16 protein-coding genes are annotated in these 16,117 nt (G+C 66.8%); 5 read left to right on the top strand and 11 right to left on the bottom strand.

Translation table 11 applies throughout. The features are described 5' to 3' along the window. Nucleotides 1-144: 144 nt before the first annotated feature. The 4 genes from ppnN to grxD all read right to left on the bottom strand — a co-directional run bounded on the left by ppnN (nucleotide 145) and on the right by grxD (nucleotide 6,443). Nucleotides 145-1,533, bottom strand: a complete 1,389-nt coding sequence (gene ppnN, locus ACO6VK_RS11740) for a nucleotide 5'-monophosphate nucleosidase PpnN (RefSeq protein WP_411850551.1) — start codon at nucleotides 1,531-1,533, stop codon at nucleotides 145-147. 250 nt (nucleotides 1,534-1,783) lie between these two features. Further along, nucleotides 1,784-5,032 (bottom strand): TonB-dependent receptor, encoded by a 3,249-nt coding sequence (locus tag ACO6VK_RS11735; RefSeq protein ID WP_422507348.1) that lies wholly within the window; start codon nucleotides 5,030-5,032, stop codon nucleotides 1,784-1,786. Nucleotides 5,033-5,385: 353 nt separating this feature from the next. Then, nucleotides 5,386-6,126 (bottom strand): SDR family NAD(P)-dependent oxidoreductase, encoded by a 741-nt coding sequence (locus ACO6VK_RS11730; RefSeq protein ID WP_422507346.1) that lies wholly within the window; start codon nucleotides 6,124-6,126, stop codon nucleotides 5,386-5,388. After that, nucleotides 6,123-6,443, bottom strand: a complete 321-nt coding sequence (grxD, locus tag ACO6VK_RS11725) for a Grx4 family monothiol glutaredoxin (RefSeq protein WP_411850548.1) — start codon at nucleotides 6,441-6,443, stop codon at nucleotides 6,123-6,125. The genes ACO6VK_RS11730 and grxD overlap by 4 nt, the downstream gene beginning before the upstream one ends. Nucleotides 6,444-6,561: 118 nt before the next feature. Here grxD and ACO6VK_RS11720 point away from each other — a divergent pair, with 118 nt between their 5' ends. Beyond that, a complete protein-coding gene (locus tag ACO6VK_RS11720; RefSeq protein WP_422507344.1) occupies nucleotides 6,562-7,143 on the top strand; it encodes a superoxide dismutase in 582 nt (193 codons plus the stop codon). Between the two features lie 207 nt (nucleotides 7,144-7,350). Here the strand turns inward: ACO6VK_RS11720 and ACO6VK_RS11715 are convergent, their stop codons facing one another. Further along, nucleotides 7,351-8,493 (bottom strand): 5-(carboxyamino)imidazole ribonucleotide synthase, encoded by a 1,143-nt coding sequence (locus tag ACO6VK_RS11715; RefSeq protein WP_422507342.1) that lies wholly within the window; start codon nucleotides 8,491-8,493, stop codon nucleotides 7,351-7,353. A gap of 2 nt (nucleotides 8,494-8,495) precedes the next feature. After that, nucleotides 8,496-8,999, bottom strand: coding sequence for a 5-(carboxyamino)imidazole ribonucleotide mutase (purE, locus tag ACO6VK_RS11710; RefSeq protein WP_422507340.1), 504 nt, complete (start codon nucleotides 8,997-8,999; stop codon nucleotides 8,496-8,498). A gap of 58 nt (nucleotides 9,000-9,057) precedes the next feature. On the opposite strand from purE, the gene ACO6VK_RS11705 reads away from it, so the two are divergent. The 4 genes from ACO6VK_RS11705 to ACO6VK_RS11690 all read left to right on the top strand — a co-directional run bounded on the left by ACO6VK_RS11705 (nucleotide 9,058) and on the right by ACO6VK_RS11690 (nucleotide 11,767). Then, a complete protein-coding gene (locus ACO6VK_RS11705; protein WP_422507338.1) occupies nucleotides 9,058-9,327 on the top strand; it encodes a Trm112 family protein in 270 nt (89 codons plus the stop codon). Next, the gene (nadC, locus tag ACO6VK_RS11700) at nucleotides 9,324-10,181 is read left to right on the top strand and encodes a carboxylating nicotinate-nucleotide diphosphorylase (protein ID WP_422507336.1); all 858 of its coding nucleotides are present in this window, start codon (nucleotides 9,324-9,326) and stop codon (nucleotides 10,179-10,181) included. The genes ACO6VK_RS11705 and nadC overlap by 4 nt, the downstream gene beginning before the upstream one ends. Nucleotides 10,182-10,313: 132 nt before the next feature. Beyond that, entirely contained in the window at nucleotides 10,314-11,327 is a 1,014-nt protein-coding gene (locus ACO6VK_RS11695; RefSeq protein ID WP_422507334.1) for a DUF2272 domain-containing protein, read from the top strand. Nucleotides 11,328-11,410: 83 nt separating this feature from the next. Beyond that, complete coding sequence (locus ACO6VK_RS11690; protein ID WP_422507332.1) at nucleotides 11,411-11,767, top strand: DUF3301 domain-containing protein; 357 nt, start codon at nucleotides 11,411-11,413, stop codon at nucleotides 11,765-11,767. Between the two features lie 86 nt (nucleotides 11,768-11,853). Here ACO6VK_RS11690 and ACO6VK_RS11685 read toward each other — a convergent pair whose 3' ends face one another. The 5 genes from ACO6VK_RS11685 to petA all read right to left on the bottom strand — a co-directional run bounded on the left by ACO6VK_RS11685 (nucleotide 11,854) and on the right by petA (nucleotide 15,854). Then, entirely contained in the window at nucleotides 11,854-12,297 is a 444-nt protein-coding gene (locus tag ACO6VK_RS11685) for a ClpXP protease specificity-enhancing factor (RefSeq protein WP_422507330.1), read from the bottom strand. Nucleotides 12,298-12,433: 136 nt separating this feature from the next. Then, nucleotides 12,434-13,069 carry a glutathione S-transferase N-terminal domain-containing protein gene (locus ACO6VK_RS11680; RefSeq protein WP_017354849.1) on the bottom strand — a complete coding sequence of 212 codons (636 nt, stop codon included), beginning with the start codon at nucleotides 13,067-13,069 and terminating at the stop codon, nucleotides 12,434-12,436. 163 nt (nucleotides 13,070-13,232) lie between these two features. Further along, on the bottom strand, nucleotides 13,233-13,979 hold the full coding sequence (locus ACO6VK_RS11675; protein ID WP_422507328.1) for a cytochrome c1: 747 nt from the start codon (nucleotides 13,977-13,979) through the stop codon (nucleotides 13,233-13,235). Continuing rightward, complete coding sequence (locus ACO6VK_RS11670) at nucleotides 13,972-15,231, bottom strand: cytochrome b (RefSeq protein ID WP_422507326.1); 1,260 nt, start codon at nucleotides 15,229-15,231, stop codon at nucleotides 13,972-13,974. Before ACO6VK_RS11670 ends, ACO6VK_RS11675 begins: the two co-directional genes overlap by 8 nt. Before the next feature lie 2 nt (nucleotides 15,232-15,233). Then, complete coding sequence (petA, locus tag ACO6VK_RS11665; protein ID WP_017354852.1) at nucleotides 15,234-15,854, bottom strand: ubiquinol-cytochrome c reductase iron-sulfur subunit; 621 nt, start codon at nucleotides 15,852-15,854, stop codon at nucleotides 15,234-15,236. Nucleotides 15,855-16,117 lie beyond the last annotated feature (263 nt).

Raw genomic sequence — 16,117 nt, 5'->3', positions numbered from 1 at the left:
AGATGGACGCCCTGCCGCCCGGCGGCAAGCGGCGGCAGGACGAACGGTCGCCCGGGGGCGACAGGCGTCAATGCGTTGACGCCCATGTACCCCTGGCGGGGCTGGCCGCAGGCACCCCTGCCCGCCGTCAGCCCCCTGCCCGGCTCAGGCCAGGACTTTGTAACAGGGCTGGTACTCGCCCGAAATCTTCATGCGGCGCTGTTCGACGAACGCGCGCAGCAGCTCGTCCAGGGCCTGCATCATGTCGGCGTCGCCGTGGATCTCGAACGGGCCGAACTCCTCGATGCGGCGCATGCCATCTTCCTTCACGTTGCCGGCGACGATGCCCGAGAAGGCCCGGCGCAGGTCCGCGGCCAGCGCATGCGGCGCCCGCCCGTGATGCAGGTCCAGCGCCGCCATCGCCTCATGGGTCGGCACGAACGGCTGCTGGTACTCCCACGGAATCTCGATGGACCAGTTGAAGAAGAACGCATCCTTCTGCGCGAGGCGGTGCTCGCGCACACGCTTGATGCCGGCCGACATCTTCCGCGCCACCGCGACCGGGTCGCCGATGACGATCTCGTAGCGGCTGGCGGCCTCATCGCCGAGGGTCAGGCGGATGAACCGGTCGATCTGCTCGAAGTACGGCGCGGCGACGGTCGGGCCGGTCAGGATCAGCGGGAACGGCAGGTCCTTGTTCTCCTCGCGCAGCAGAATGCCGAGCAGGTAGAGGATTTCCTCGGCGGTACCCACGCCACCGGCGAACACGATGATGCCGTGGCCGATCCGGACGAACGCTTCGAGGCGCTTCTCGATGTCCGGCATGATCACCAGGTGGTTCACGATCGGGTTGGGCGACTCGGCGGCGATGATGCCCGGCTCGGTCAGGCCGATGTAACGGGTCACATGCTTGCGCTGCTTGGCATGGGCGATGGTGGCCCCCTTCATCGGGCCCTTCATCGCGCCCGGACCGCAGCCGGTGCAGATGTCCAGCCCGCGCAGGCCGAGCTCGTAGCCGACCTGCTTGGTGTACAGATACTCATCGCGGCCGATCGAATGGCCGCCCCAGCACACCACCAGGTTCGGGTCGCCCGGGTTGAGGATGCGTGCATTGCGCAGCAGCCCGAACACGGCGTTGGTGATGCCCTCGGAGGATTCCAGTTCGGCAGCGTAGGCCGGGCCCATTTCGATGGCCATGTAGGCCAGGTCGCGGACCACCGCGAACAGCAGTTCCGCCACACCGCGGATGATCTCGCCGTCGACGAAGGCCATCGCCGGCGCGTTGACCAGATCGATGCGCACGCCGCGGTCCTGCTGCGCCACCTGGATGTCGAAATCCGGGTACAGATCGCGCGCGGCGCGCGGATCGTCCGAGGCACTGCCACTGGTCAGCACGGCCAGCGCGCAACGGCGCAGCAGCTCGTGCATGCCGCCGCCGGAGGCGTCGCGCAGGCGCGCCACTTCGGCACGCGACAACACATCCAGCCCACCGCGCGGGTAGATCCGCGCGTCCTGCACCGGCAGCGTGCGCGCCGGCGTTTCGGTGATTTTCATTTCCATCTTTTCTGCTTTCCTCAAGGTGTCCGACTGTACCGCTGCCCCCTTAAAAAGCAAAACGGCCGGGGAGACCCGACCGTTGGATATGTGGCACCCCGGCGCTGCTCTGGGCCGCCGTACGGGCGCCTTTTGCGGCGCAACCGGTTGAGCATACGCGCAACCGCGCACGGGAGCAAGCATGGCGCCGGACAGCAGAACGGCCAGGTTGCCCTGGCCGTTCTGCGTACAGCGGTGCTACATCACTTCATCAGAACTTGTAGCGGAAGCCCAGCTGCATCGACCACTGGGACACACCGGTATTGCCGTTGCCGTTGCTGCCATTGGCAACCGTCGGACGCTCGACATTGTTCGGGTTGAAGTTGCTGTAGACGTACTTGCCGTCATACATGCCCGCGGCGGTCAGGACGCGACGGTTCGCGAAGAAGCCGTAATCTTCAATATGGCCCCAGTCCTTGTTGATCAGGTTGCCGACGTTCATCACGTCAAGCCAGATCTCGGACTTGTGGCCCTTGAAGAAGCCCGGCAGTTCCTGGCTGATGCGCAGATCGAAGCTGTTCACCCAGGACGAGCGGCCGGAGTTGCGCGGCGCTGCCTGGCCAGCGTAACGCGCCAGTTCCGGGTTGGCGGACAGCCATTCGAAGAACGACTTTTCCATCGCCGGGTTGGCGGTGAACTGACCGGTTGCACTGAGGGTACCGAACAGCACATCGCCCGGGCCGGCAGGCACGTAGAACAGGTCGTTGCCGCTGCGGCCTTCGCCGTTGGCATCGTTGGAGTACACGTAGCTGAACGGACGACCGTTACGACCTTCGTAGAACATGCCTACGCTGGTCTTGTAGTCGCCGAAGAACTTGTGGCTCCAGTTGATGCTGCTGCTGACGCGGTTGCGGATCTGGTAACGCGACGTACCGATCGTTTCTTCGTTGGCATTGAAGATGTAGTTGTAGTTCCACGTCGAACCGGCCGTCGAGCTGGTCATGTCACTGACCATGCTGGAGTCGGTGTAGGTGTAACCCACGTTCCAGCTCCAATCACTTTCCGGCGAGAACGGCTTGGCCAACGACACGGTGAACTGGCTGCTGCGGCCCTTGTCGGTGTTTTCCAACACGTACACGTTGCCGAAGTTGCGATCACGGTTGTAACGGTTGCTGGCAGTGGTCCACGAACGGCCGATGCGCGACGGGTCGTAGTACATGTCACGACCGTCCTGACCCTTGAAGGTGGACTCGCCGATGTTGATGCTGCGGTAGAACAGGTCGCTCTTGACCTTGGTCACCAGCAGCTCGGCCGATGCGACCAGGCCATGCCACGGCAACTCGTGATCCAGCGCGAGGTTGGCCTTCCACACCGACGGCTGCTCGAAGTCCGGGCTCACGTAAGTGACGTTGGTTTCCGGCGTGCCGACGGACGGACGGACCTGATCGGCCACGATCGGCTCATAGGCCCAGTTGCCCGAGTTGATCGTGCCGCCCTGCTCGCCGGTGTAGCGCAGGTAGTTGAGACCGGTGGTGCTGAATGCATTGCCGAACCACACCTGCGGCGATGCGCCGCGGAACAGGCCCACGCCGCCGCGCAGCTGCGTCGGACGCTCCGAATCGAAGGTGTAGTTGAAGCCGAAGCGCGGCTGGACCAGCCACTTGTCCTTGCCGTTGACGTAGCTGTTGTCCAGACCGAACGAGGCCAGGGCAGCCGAGTTCAGGGTCGGACGACCACTGACGGTCGGCTTGTCGGCGCGGACGCCATAGGTCAGCGTCAGGTTGTTGTTGACATACCAGGTGTCCTGCGCAAACAGGCCAAGCTCACGGTACTTGAAGCTGGCGGCGATGGTGTCATCGCTCAGGCCCGGCTGCGGAAGGTGCTGGACGTAGTTGCTCCAGTTGCCGGCCGCGTAGTTGTCCAGGCCGAAGAACTCGTACGTGCCGTACAGGTTCTGGACGAACATGTTGTACACGTCGTTGCTGCTGAAGTCGGCACCGAACTTGACATCGTGGTCGCCCAGGGTCAGCACGCCCGACGCGTAGCCGTTCCAGGTCTTGGTCTGCAGCAGGTTGCCCGGGGTGCTCGGGTCCGGCCCGAACATGATGTACTCACCGGTCGGAGAATCCACATTGCCGCCAAAGAAGATCTTGGTGGTGGCAATCTTTTCGCCCGGCATGATGCGCGCGGACGTGTAGTCGCGGTACGACGCCTTCAATTCGGTCGAGAAGGTGTCGGTCCAGTCGCTGAAGACCTGGGCGACATAGTTCTCGATCGTCTTCTGCTGCTGGAAGAAGGAGGAGCTCAGGTTGACGATCGAACCACCCGTGGTCGGGGTGCGCGCCTGGTTCTGCTCAACCTTGCTGTAGCGGAAGCTGGCACGATGATTGTCGTTGATGTTCCAGTCCAGCTTGACCGCATATTCTTCCAGGTCGGTGCTGCCATCGACGTCGCCAACGCTGCCTGCATCAACACCGTACAGGGTGCTGGCCAGACGGGTCGCTTCATTGATCTGGGCCTGGCTGATCGTGCCGTTGCCCAGCGCACTGTCGGCCACGCTTGCGCCCGGCGACTTCCATTCCTGCTTTTCGTAGTTGGCGAAGAAGAACAGCTTGTCCTTGACCAGCGGACCACCCAGCGTCATGCCGTAGGTGCGCTCGTTGTCGAAGCCGTCGAACTTGTAACCGGCCGGATCCTTGCCGAACCAGTCGCCATCGCGGTACGAGCCGTAGACCGAACCGTGGAACTCGTTGGTACCGGACTTCGTCACCGCGTCGATCACCGCACCGGTGGCGCCGGCGATGGTGACGTCGTAGCTGGACAGGTCGACGTTGATCGCTTCCAGCGCATCCATCGCAACCGGCTGGCGACGGGTCGGCATGCCGTTGTCTTCCAGGCCGAAGGTGTCGCTGATCGACACACCGTCAACGCGGATCGCGTTGTACTTCGGGTTCTGGCCGCCTACGGAAATCTGACCGTCGGCCTTGTTGGTCTGCGCAATGCGCGGATCCAGGCGGACGTAATCCTGGATGTTGCCACCGGCCGAGGGCAGTGCATCGATCGTCTGACGGCTGATGTTCGTACCGGCGCCCATCTTGGTCGCACTGAACACTTCCGAGCCGGCCGCGACGGCGGTGACCTGGACAGCATCCAGGTTGGTCGCTGCCATATCACCGTTGAGCGTAGCGTTGACCGTCGCCGACTGGCTCACGCCGAGGTAGACGCCATCTTCGGTCTTGGTGCCAGCGCCGGGCTTGTTGATGGTGATGGTGTACGGACCACCCACACGCAGACCGCGCGCGTTGTAACGACCCGATGCATCGGTGGTCGCACGGCTGACCGTGCCCGACTCGGTATGCGTGATGGTGACTTCTGCACCGGCGACAGGCGCGCCTGCAGCCGACATTACCTGGCCGCCGACACCGGCAGAGGTGCTCTGGGCGAAGGCGGGAGCGGCAGCAAGTGCAGCCACGAGACCAAGCGTCAGCTTGGACATCCGGAGACAACGGGAGTGGGTCATTGGGGAGTAGCCTCGATGCGAGATTGGCGATGGCGGAGAAAAAAACGCGCCCAAGCAGCCTTGCTGGCGGCTGACTGGACTTTTATCTGGGTTCCCTAGCCGCGAGCTGGTTTCAGCCGCAACGGTTAACACTAGATTAACACGGTACCGTTGGATTGTGACGGTTTGGCGACAAAACACACGCCATCACAACGGGATCGTGACGCCATCTTCACATTTGATTGTGACCGGCTGAATGCGGGCATTCCGGGATTCAGCGGGGTGCACGGGTTCTGCGCAGGCTGGCTGGGGAGCCGGCCAGCGGCCGGCACTACCCGGCGTGGCGCGGGCAGGCCCCAGCGGCCGCGACGCGCTCAGCCCTCGAAGATCTGGCCGCGGTGGGCGGCGCCGGCGGCGGACAGCAGCAGGACGGCGGCATCGGCACAGTCGGCCGGGTCACGCGCGGTGCGGTCTTCATCCAGCGAGAAGGCGCGGGCACGCAGGGCGGTGCGCATCGGGCCCGGCTGCAGGCCACTGACCCGCACCGGGCTGCGGCCCAGTTCGTCGTGCAGGGAGGCGATCAGGCCCCGCAGCCCGTGCTGGGCGGCGCCGTAGCCGCCCCAGTAGGCCTGCCCGACCCGTGTCGGGTCGTCCACGGTGAACACCACCGCGGCGTCGTCGCGCTGGCGCAGCAGCGGCAGGCACGCCTGGGTCAGCCAGGCCGGCGCGGTGAGATTGACGTGGACAGCCCGGGCGAAGGCGGCCGGATCGGCCAGTTCGAACGGGGTCAGTCCGGCAAAATCGGCCGCGCAGTACAGCAGCCCGTCCAGACGCCCCAGTTCGCCCTGCAGGCGCTCGGCCAGCGCGGCGTAGTCGTCCGGGGTCGCCCCTTCCAGATCCATCGGATACAGCAGGGGTTCCGGGCCGGCTGCCTGCACGGCGGTGTACACCCGGTCCAGCCGGCGCGGCTTGCGCCCCAGCAGGACCACCGTGGCGCCCGCCCGGGCACAGGCCACGGCGGCGGCACTGCCGAAGCCGCCGCCCGCGCCTGCAATGAGAATCACACGATCGGCCAGTGCGCCGGTCCCGACCACGACGGACGGGACCGCACTCATGCCTGGGAGGCCTCTTCGACGATGCGCTTGAGCTCGCCGGACTCGAACAGCTCCAGCACAATGTCGCAGCCGCCGATGAGCTCGCCGTGGATGAACAGCTGCGGGAACGTCGGCAGGTTCGAGAAACGCGGCAGATTGGCGCGGATCTCAGGCTCTTCGAGCACGTTGACCGTGCGCAGCGCGACCGCGCCGGCCGCCATCAGCGCCTGCATGGCACGACTGGAAAAGCCGCACATCGGATATTGCGGGGTGCCCTTCATGAACAACACGAGGGGGTAACGTTCGACTTCGGCCTGGATTTGCTGCATCACCGCCACTACGACTCTCCCTCCAATGTGGGACAACCCGACCTCACCGGTCGGCTAGACTTCCCTCGCCCGCCATTGTAAGCCTACTGGCCCCGCATACGGCGCCCCTTCCCCGCCCGTGGTGACCATGCCCTTCGAACTGCCCCGTCTGCCCTACGACCGTACCGCCCTGCAGCCGCACCTGTCGGCCGAGAGCCTGGACCTGCACCACGGTCGGCATCACCGCGCCTACCTCGACGCGGTCAACGCCCGCATCGCCGGCACCGAACTGGAGGATCTGGCCCTGGACGATCTGGTCCGGCAAAGCCAGGGCAGCCTGTTCGACGCGGCCGCGCAGGCCTGGAACCACGGTTTCTACTTCCAGTGCCTGCATCCCCGTGGCGGCGGCGATCCGCAGGGCCGCCTGGCCGAACTGGTGACCCGCCATTTCGGCGACGTACGCCGGCTGCGCGATGAGTTCGACCAGGCCGCACTGGGCCTGTTCGGCTCCGGCTGGGTCTGGCTGGTGCAGCACCCCGGCGGCGCGCTGGCCATCCAGGTCACGCGCAACGCCGGCACGCCGCTGACCGGCAACAGCACCCCGCTGCTGGCCTGCGATGTCTGGGAACACGCGTACTACACCGACTACCAGAACGAACGCGCACGCTATCTGCAGGCGTTCTGGAAGCTGGTCAACTGGGACTTCGTGGCGTCGCAGCTGCGCGATTGACGGCTGAGCGGTAGGTGCCGGTGGTACTGGTAGGTACGGACCGCGGTTAGAAAGGGAGGGAATTGGGGGGGCGACAACCGTTGGTCGGCACGGGGCGTCCGGTCGCACCGATCCCGCCGCGATTGCAGGCAGTGTGCGCACCAACGGTGCGCACCTACCTTTTCGGGGGGCACCCACCGCAGGTGGGCATCCGCGCCGACCTGCCGGTCAGCCGCGCAGCGTGTCGATCACCGGGGCGACCTGGGCGTTGCGATCGAGCTGCCCGCCGACCGTCTCCAGCGCCCCGGCCAGACGCGCGGCGTCATCGTCGCGCAGGGTGGCATGGCCGACCTTGCGGCCGTCACGCGGCTGCTTGCCGTAGTCATGCCAGTGGCCGCCGGACTGCGCCAGCACCGCAGCGGCATCGGGCATCGCGCCCAGCCAGTTGAGCATGCAGGCGTGACCGAGCATGCGCGTATCGCCCAGCGGCAGGCCAAGCACGGCCCGCAGGTGGTTCTCGAACTGCGAGGTCTCGCTGCCCTCGATGGTCCAGTGGCCGGAGTTGTGCACGCGCGGCGCCATCTCGTTGACCAGCAGCTCGTCGCCGCGGCAGAACAGCTCCAGCGCGAACACCCCGACATAGTCCAGCCGTTCGGCCAGCGCGCGCGCATGGCCGATGGCGGCGTCGTGCTGGGCCGGACTCAGCCGTGCCGGCGCCAGGCTGGCCGACAGCACGCCATCGACGTGCCAGTTGCCGGTCACCGGCCACGCGCGGAACTCCCCGTCGCGGCCACGGACGGCCACCACGCTGACCTCGCGATCGAAGGCCACGAAGCCCTCCAGGATCAGGCCGGTGCGGTCGACGTAGTCGCCCAGGGTGGCCCAGGCCGCGTCGATGTCGGCCGCGCTGCGGATGCGGAACTGGCCCTTGCCGTCGTAGCCCAGGCGGCGCGTCTTGACGATGCAGGGCCTGCCGAACTCGGCAACCCTGGCGGCCAGCTCGTCGCGGCTGCGGATATCGGCGAACGGCGGCAGCGGAATACCCAGCTGCCGGAACAGGTTTTTTTCGCTGAGCCGGTCCTGGGCCACGGCCAGCGCATCCGGGTTCGGATACACCGGCACGCGTTCGGCCAGGAAGCGGGCGCTGTGCGCGGGAACGTTCTCGAAATCGAACGTGACCACGTCCACCCGCGCCGCGAACGCGGCCAGCGCGGCCTCGTCCTCGAAGGCGGCCACCTGCAGCGGCGCCACCTGGGCGCCACAGGCATCGGCGGCCGGGTCGAACAACTCGAAACGCAGGCCCAGCGGCGCGCCGGCCAGCACCATCATGCGCGCCAGCTGCCCGCCTCCCAGGATTCCGACGGTCTTCATGGTCATTGACGCGGGTCGTCGTGGGCCATGACGTCTTCGGTCTGGCGGGCGCGGAACGCCTCCAGCGCCTGGCCGATGGCCGGCTGGTCCGAGGCCAGCATGGCGGCGGCGAACAGGGCCGCGTTGGACGCGCCGGCATTGCCGATGGCGAAGGTGGCGACCGGGATGCCGGCCGGCATCTGCACGATCGACAGCAGCGAGTCCATGCCGTTGAGGGCCTTGGACTGCACCGGCACACCCAGCACCGGCACCGCGGTCTTGGCCGCGATCATGCCCGGCAGGTGCGCGGCGCCGCCGGCACCGGCGATGATCGCGCGCAGGCCGCGCGACCCGGCCTGCTCGGCGTAGGTGAACAGCACGTCCGGCGTGCGGTGCGCCGATACCACCTTCACTTCGTAGGGAACACCCAGTGAATCAAGCTTCTGGGCTGCGTGCTGCATGGTTTCCCAGTCGGAGCGGGAACCCATGACGATGCCGACGAGCGGCGCGGTTTGGTTGGGGGTCATTGGCCGTCACCTGCCTTAAAGACGTATTCTAGCCATCTTCCACGCAAGACGAAGAATCATGGACCGCAAGCTGCTCGACCTGCTGTGCTCGCCCGACACGCGCCAGCCCCTGTCCCTGCTCGATGCCAAGGCCCTCGACGCGCTCAACCGCGCCATCGGTGCCGGCGGCGTGGCCAAGGCCGACGGCAGCCCCCAGGCCCAGCCCCTGCGCGAAGCGCTGCTGACGCGCGACCGCAAGCAGGTGTTCCGCGTCGATGACGGCATTCCGGTGCTGCTGGCCGAAGAGGCCATCGAAACGGCGCAGATCGCCGACTTCCCGGAAAAATGAGCCCGGCCCCGCTGCCCGTCCCGTCCGCGGCCGTGGTGGCCGAGGACGTCGCCCGTGCGCTGGCGGAAGACATCGGTACCGGTGATGTCACCGCCGCCCTGCTGCCCGACCGTCCCGACAGCGCGTACCTGCTGTGCAAGCAGGACGCGGTGATCGCCGGCCGGCCGTGGTTCGATGCTACCCATCGCGCGCTCGATCCGGACGTGACCATCGACTGGCGCGTGGCCGAGGGCGATACCGTCCGGGCCGGGACCGTGCTGGCGATCCTGCATGGCCGCAACCGCAGCCTGGTCAGTGCCGAACGCACCTCGCTGAACTTCCTGCAGACCCTGTCCGGCACGGCGACCACCACGGCGCGCTACGTCGCGGCGGTGGCCGGCACCGGCACCCGCATCCTGGACACCCGCAAGACCCTGCCGGGCCTGCGCGTGGCGCAGAAGTACGCGGTCCGCTGCGGCGGCGGCGACAACCATCGCCTGGGGCTGTTCGACACGGTGATGCTGAAGGAGAACCACATCCGTGCGGCCGGCTCGCTGACCGCTGCGGTGCAGGCAGCGCGTGCGCAGTGGCCGGACCTGCCGCTGGTGGTCGAGGTGGAAAACCTGGACCAGCTGCGCGAAGCGCTGTCAGTGGGCTGCGAACGCATCCTGATCGACGACTTCGACGCCGATCTGCGCCGCGAGGCGGTGCGTATCGCCGCCGGCCGGATTCCGCTGGAAGTCTCCGGCAGCGTGGACCTGGCCGGACTGCGCGCCATCGCCGAGGACGGCGTGGACTGCATCTCGATCGGCGGCTTGACCAAGCATGTGCAGGCCATCGACCTGTCGCTGAAGCTGGGCCCGCCGCCGGGCTGAGGTGGCGCGTGCCGTGCCGACCAACGGTCGGCACCCACGGCAGCCCACGGTCGGCCCCCACCGCTGCCCACGTTCACGGCGTCGGCAGCCCGGGTCTGCGAGGCTCTTGCTGCCCCCACCCGGAGAGCGCGCATGCGCCCCCTGCTCCTGCTTGCATGCCTGTCGCCGCTGGCGATGCTGGTGCCGGCCGCCGCGTCGGCCGCCGAAGTCTGCGACATCCCGCCGCGCTACGGGTTGAGCCCGCTGGCGGTGAACATCGTGCAGACCGCCTGCAACGAACACCGGCTGTGGTTCCGCCCCTTCATCGACCGCGACGGGCGCGCGGCCAGCCTCAGCGTCACCGAAGCCGAGCGCGAGCACCTGGCCGACAACGGGCTGATCGCCTGGCAGCGGGTGGTGGGCTACTGGCGCGAAAGCGGCACGCTGTCGCCGATGGGCGACCAGCCCGGCGCGTCCAGCTGCATGGCCCCGCTCGGCACCCGCTACACCGACAGCGACTGCCGCGCGTTCCTGATCGACAACCCGTGGTCGGCGGCCTTCATTTCCTGGGTGATGACGCGCGCCAGCGTGCCCGGCTTCACCCGCTCGCCGCGCCACATCGACTACATCCGCGCCGCCTACCAGAACAGCGGCCCCTACCGCATGACCGACCCCGCGCAGGAGAAGCCGGCACCCGGCGACCTGCTCTGCTTCCTGCGCGACCGCCGCGAAACGCTGAGCTACAGCGGCCTGGTGCAGTCCCTCGGCAGTGGCGCGGTGGCCCACTGGAAGTCGCACTGCGAAGTGGTGATCGCCGCCAACGTGGGCGGCGACCGGACCCTGTACCTGGTCGGCGGCAACGTGATGAACACGGTGGCGATGCGCAAGCTGTCGCTGGACCGCAGCGGCCGCATCGAGCTGCCCTCGGCCAAGGCCAGCGCCAGCAGCGGGGTGGACCCCGGCTGCACCCCCGGCCGCGAGGACGAATGCAGCTTCAACCGGCAGGACTGGGCCGCCCTTCTGAAGCTGGTGGCGACCGCGCCGGCCAGGCTGCCGCCCGTGGCGCCAGCCCCTGAGGACGCAGTGCCGCCACTACCGACCGCGCCGGCTGCTCCGCCTGCGGTGTCGCTCCCCGCTCCCCCGCCGCCGCCACCCACGACACGGTGATCGCGGTGCTGTGGGCGGCTTGATCCGTGCGGCATTCGTCGCCATCTTGGAAGGCCACCCGCCCTGAACGTACCGAGCCGCCGATGCCCAGCCTGATCCTGTTGATGATTGCCGGCGCGTTCGTCTACGCCTTCTGGAACTCCTCGCGCGCCGCCGCCGAGCGCGCGGGCGAACTGGGCCGCAATGCGTGCAACGCCGCCAATGTGCAGTGGCTGGACCAGAGCGTGCATGCCACCGGCCTGCGCGTGGTGCGCAAGGAGAGTGGCTGGCTGGGCTGGGAGCGCACCTTCAAGTTCGAGTATTCGCACGACGGCGTAGACCGCCACAGCGGCCGCATGGTGCTGCGCGGCGACCAGCTGGTGGCCTTCGTCGGGCCGTCGGCGGCGCGGATCAGCGAGATCCGCCGCGATGTGGATACCCGCGACGCCGAAGACGTCTGATCCAGGCGGGGTGTCCGGCAGGGGCGTCCGACCACGAATCGGACCTGCCGCAAAAAAATGGCCGCCTTGCGGCGGCCATTCTGTTTTTACTTGACCACGCGCAGATGCGGGCGGCCGCTGGGCTTGGGCGGTGCGTCGTCCGGCGGCGTCGGGGAATCGTCCGGCGGCAGTTCGTCGTCCGGGCCCGGGTCGTGGCCGGGGATGTCGTCCGGCAGCGCCATGCCCTGCCCGGTTTCGCGGGCGTAGACCGCCAGCACGGCCGAGATCGGCACCTGCACCGGATAACTGGTACCGGAGAACCGCGCCGAGAAGCTCACGCCCTCGTTGTCGATGTTCAGCCGGACCACGGCGCGCTCGGCGATGTTCAGCACCACCCGGCCATCCTTCACCGCGCTCTGCGGGACCTGTACGCCGGGCATGCCCGCGTCGACCAGGATATGCGGGGTCAGATCGTTGTCGTTGATCCATTCCACCAGGGCCCGCAACAGGTACGGACGGTGGCTGGTCATGCGGAAAGTGTCTTCAGTCATGTGGTAGAGCCGAGCCGTGCTCGGCTGCTCTTGATCCGGATTGCCTGATGCAAGTGTACGCGCCAGCACCCACAGCGGTCAGCATCGGCGCTGGACACGTAAAGCGTCGATGCAGTCATCGCCCCCGGCGCACGGCTCAGGTGGGCAGGTCGCGCAGCTTCTTTTCCTGGTCGGTGAGGCTGCGGATGAAACCGGGGTGGCGGAAGATACGGTTCCCGTAATCCTCGATCGACTTGCCATCCTTGGGCAGCGCCACGTCCAGCGACTGCAGGCGCCAGATGATCGGCGCCATCGCGCAGTCGGCCAGGCTCATTTCCGGGTTGAGGAAGAACTTGCTGGCCTTGAACAGCGGCACTGCGCTGGTCAGCAGCTCGCGCAGGCGCTTGCGGCCGGCCTCGGCCTGGGTCTTGTTGCCCAGCTGGATGGCCTGCACCTGCGGCACCCAGTCGTGCTCGATGCGCAGCATGGCCAGGCGGATACGCGCGCGGGACAGCGGATCGACCGGCATCAGCGGAGGATGCGGATAACGCTCGTCCAGATACTCGCTGACCACCGACGCCGCATACAGCACCAGCTCACGCTCCACCAGGGTGGGCACGGAGTGGTACGGATTGAGGTCGATGAGGTCCTCGGGCGGGTTCTGCGGATCGACCGGAACGAGGTCGTAAGTGACGCCCTTGGCCGCCAGCACCAGCCGTACGCGATGGCACAGGACATCGTCGTTCGAGGAAAACAGCGTCAGGGTATTCCGCATGCGTACGCTCGCCGCCATCAAAGGCTCTCCAACGACCGGAAACCGCCGGTCGTATCGGCGCCACCAGCCCAGTGCTGGCAGTCGTCACAGTACCCGAGTGTGCAACTGCACATCACAAAAGCCAATAGGCCATGCGTCTCATGCCCGTAGCCGTGAATCGCAACGGCGGCGCCCTGCCCGTTCAGTGCACGTCCTTCCAGTATTCCTTCTTCAGCAGATAGACCAGGAAGGTCAGGAATGCCAGGAACAGGATGACCCACACGCCGAGCTTCTGCCGCTTCAGTGCCGCCGGCTCGCCGGCATACTCCAGGAAGTTGGTGATGTCGCGCACCGCCTGGTCGTACTGGCCCGGGTCCACATTGCCCGGTTGCGCAAGCTTGAGCCCGATCACCGGCGCGTCGGCACCGGGGGCGTCGGGCTTGCCATGCACGGCGTGCTGCAGGCCCTGCATTTCCCACAGCGGATTGGGCATGGACGCGTTGGGGAACAGCGTGTTGTTCCAGCCCAGCGGGCGCGAGGGATCCAGGTAGAAGGACTTGAGGTAGGTGTACACCCAGTCGCTGCCCCGCACGCGCGAGATCAGGCTCAGGTCCGGCGGCATTTTGCCGAACCATTTCTCCGCGGGCGCCTTGGGCATCGAGACCGGGATCTGCTCGCCGATCGGTGTGCCGGTGAAGTTGAGGTTGTTCATCACCTCCTCCTCGCTCAGCCCCAGATCCTCGGCCATGCGCGAGTAGCGCAGGTATTTCAGCGCGTGGCAGCCCGAGCAGTAGTTCATGTAGAGCTGCGCGCCGCGCTGCAGCGAGGCGCGGTCGCTGAGGTCGTTGCCGGCCTGCAGGGTCTTGCCGCCCTCGGCGGCACCGGCCAGGCTGCTGGCCAACAGCAGGGCGGCCGCGCAGGCCAGCCGGACAATCCAGTGGTCAGTCATGCGTGGTCACCCGGTCCGGTACCGGCTTGGTCCTGTCCAGCTTGGTCCATAGCGGCATGGTGATGAAGAAGGCGAAGTACAGGAAGGTCAGCACGCGTCCGACATAGGTCTCATGCGCGTCCGTGCCCGGGCCCGACCCGATCACGCCCAGCCAGACGAAGCAGACCGCGAACATGCCGAGCAGGCCTCGCGAGAGCAGGCCCCGGTAGCGGTACGACTTGACCCGGGCCCGATCCAGCCACGGCACCAGGAACAGGATCGCGATCGCCGAGAACATCACGATCACCCCGCCCAGCTTGTTCGGCACCACCCGCAGCATCGCGTAGTACGGGGTGTAGTACCAGACCGGCTTGATGTGCTCGGGCGTGACCAGGCGATTGGCCTCGGTGAAGTTGTCGTGCTCGAGGAACAGGCCGCCGAACGCCGGTGCGAAGAAGATGATGAACGCGGCGATGACCAGCAGGAAGCCGGCGCCCACACCGTCCTTGAGCGTGTAGTACGGATGGAACGGAATCCCGTCCGCAGGTGCGGTGGCCGACCAGCGGTTGCCCTTGGGCCCCTTCTTGATCTCCACGCCATCGGGATTGTTGGAGCCCACTTCGTGCAGCGCGCCCAGATGCAGCACCACCAGCAGCAGCAGCACCAGCGGCAGGGCGATCACGTGCAGGGCGAAGAAGCGGTTGAGCGTGGCATCGCTGGGCAGGTAGTCGCCCATGATCCATTCGGTGAGGCCGTTGCCGATCACCGGAATGGCACCGAACAGCGAGATGATCACCTTGGCGCCCCAGAACGACATCTGGCCCCACGGCAGCACGTAGCCCATGAAGGCTTCGGCCATCAGCACCAGGTAGATCAGCATGCCCAGGATCCACACCAGCTCGCGCGGTTTCTGGTAGCTGCCGTACAGCAGGCCGCGGAACATGTGCAGGTAGACCACGATGAAGAACAGCGAGGCGCCGGTCGAATGCATGTAGCGGATCAGCCAGCCCCATTCGACATCGCGCATGATGTATTCGATGGAGGCGAACGCTTCGGCCGCGTTGGTCTTGTAGTGCATCGTGAGGAAGATGCCGGTCACGATCTGGTTGACCAGGATCAGCAGCGCCAACGAACCGAAGTAGTACCAGAGGTTGAAGTTCTTCGGCGCGTAGTACTCGCTCACATGCTTGCGGTACACCGGCATCAGGCCCGGTGCGCGCGCATTGACCCAGTCGGCAACGCCCGTGGCGGTGCGGGTAAGGATATTGGCCATGCTCAAGCCGCCCCCTGCGGGTCAACGCCGATGATGATGGTGTTGTCGTCCTGGTAATGGTGCGGCGGCACCAGCAGGTTGATCGGCGCCGGAACATCCTTGAACACGCGACCAGACATGTCGAAGCGCGACTTGTGGCAGGGGCAGAAGTACCCCCCCTTCCACTGCGGGTCGTACGGCTCGGGGCGGATCTCGGCCACCATTTCCGGCGAGCAGCCCAGATGGGTGCACAGCCCGACCAGGACCGAGACATCGGCCTTGATCGCACGGAATTCGGGGTTCTGCTTGAGCACGTAGTCCGGCTGCTGTTCCTTCTCGCCCGACTCGGGATCTTTCAGGCGACCGTCCAGACCATGCAGCGCATCGAGGATGGCCTTGGACCGCTTGACGATCCAGATCGGCTGCCCTCGCCACTCCAGGACCAGGCGCTGGCCTTCCTGCAGGGCACTGATGTCGGCGATCACCGGCGCCCCGGCCAGTTTGGCGCGGGCGCTGGGATTCCAGGACTTGATGAACGGTACCGCTGCAAATCCGACGCCGACCGCGCCAACCACCGCAGTGGTTGCTGACAGAAACCGTCGACGTCCAGTATTGACTGGATCGTTTACCCCATCGTTGGCCATCCGGCACTCCGATATTGATTTAGGTAGCTTGAGGCTGCCAGCAGACCGGTGGGGGCCAGTCCACGATGAATCAGAGCCGACTATAGCGGAACCTGACTCGGCGACACAACGCGCAGATCATCTGCCGAACATCTGTCACGCGCGAAACCGTCGTGGGGGGGGGGGGGGGGGGGGGGGGGGGGGGGGGGGGGGGGGGGGGGGGGGGGGGGGGGGGGGGGGGGGGGGGGGGGGGGGGGGGGTAGGGGGGGGGGGGGTGGGGCGGA

This window comes from Stenotrophomonas sp. GZD-301 (assembly GCF_049310345.1).
GTDB lineage: Bacteria > Pseudomonadota > Gammaproteobacteria > Xanthomonadales > Xanthomonadaceae > Stenotrophomonas.
This window is presented reverse-complemented; position numbering and strand designations above follow the sequence as displayed.